Below are 1,419 nucleotides of genomic sequence, written 5' to 3'. Positions count from 1 at the left end.
CTGTCCGCGATCCTCGAGGACCCGCGGCGGCGCGAGCTCGAGAACTTCTTCCGGCTCGTCTGGATTCCGGACGAAAGCTAGTACCAGACGCTCGTGCGCAACTACGGCCGCCGGGTCGAGAGCCGGTCGCTCACGCTGTCGAAGTTCGACTTCCAGGGCAAACCGCACGTCTTCTACGACGACCACCTGCATCTCCTGCGCCGGTCCGACTGCTTCGTGGCGCGCAAGATCTGGCCCAAGGCCAACCGTCTCTACCGCACCTTCCTGTCTGCCGAGCATACCGGCGACCGCATGGCCGAGCCCGCACCGGGCAAGATCGACCGCGTCTTCTCCAAGGCGCTGGAACGGCGGACGCGGGGGCGTCCCGGCCTCTACATGCACAGCCGCTTTCCCAATCCCGGCTGGGAAAACGGCGTCACGGCCGCGCCCTATTCGGTGTTCCACGGCTTCAACGACCTGTTCGAGGACTTCGAGGCCTGGCTCTCGCGCCGCCTGGGAACGACGGTGCACGGCAACCTCTTCGCGCCGCGTCGCGTCCGCTTCGCGGGCGGTGCGGAGGTCTTTTCCGGCAACCTCAGCGCCTCGGCCGCCCTTCGTGACTACAACCCGGAGGCGTTTCTATCGAGCCTCGTCTGGAACACGCGGGGTGAGCGGCAGGTCTTCATGTTCGGGCCGCAGGACAACCAGGAGCCGGGCATGTTCATGGCCAACGACTCGAACGCGCAGATCTCGGTCATCACCGGGGCCTGGGCGGTGCGCCTCTTCACGTCGAACGCGAACTTCTCGCACATCCGGGGGGAGGCCGCGCGCCTCCAGCGGCGGGAGGCGGATTTCGTCGAGACCTTGCGCGACCGCAGCCGCCGCGCCGAAATCCGCATCTGGACGCTCGCCGATTTCGTCGAGGAGCCGATGGAGAACCTGCAAGGCATCCTCGACGCGATGGAGGGCGCGCCGATCCAGCGGCTGACGGAGGCGCCGCGCATGGTGAACCTCCAGGGCTTCCCGCAATTCCTTCAGAGCCTCAAGAACCAGGGCATGAACCCCTTCATGGTCGGCGACTTCCCGCAGGAGGGCTATGGTGGCGCCCCCCGCGCGGGCGACGGCAGCCGGCCCTACCTGGTGCGCTAGGTCATGGCGGGGCGCTTCGACGGCTTCGTGCTCTTCGCCGAGATGCGGACAGGCTCGAACCACCTGGAAGAGAGCCTGAACACGCTGCCCGACGTCACCTCGCATGGCGAGGTCTTCAACCCGGTCTTCATCGGCCAGAAGGACCGTTTCGAGCTTTTCGGCCACGACATGGCGGCGCGCGAGGCCGATCCCCTGGGCTTCCTCGAGACCGTGGTGCGCGGCGAAGACGGGATTTCGGGCTTCCGCTACTTCCACGACCACGACCCCCGCGTGCTCGAGACCATCGTCGCC

2 pseudogenes are annotated in these 1,419 nt (G+C 67.1%); both read left to right on the top strand.

Features of this window, described 5'->3' with window-relative positions:
• Window positions 1-1,128: pseudogene (locus ACTS11_RS02040) on the top strand (DUF5927 domain-containing protein); the annotation flags it as partial.
• 3 nt (window positions 1,129-1,131) lie between these two features.
• A pseudogene (locus ACTS11_RS02035) lies at window positions 1,132-1,419 on the top strand (nodulation protein NodH); the annotation flags it as partial.

It is taken from the genome of Roseicyclus sp., assembly GCF_052168335.1.
Lineage (GTDB): Bacteria > Pseudomonadota > Alphaproteobacteria > Rhodobacterales > Rhodobacteraceae > Roseibacterium.
Note: the sequence above shows the minus strand (reverse complement) of the source record. Positions and strands in the feature narration are given on the sequence as shown.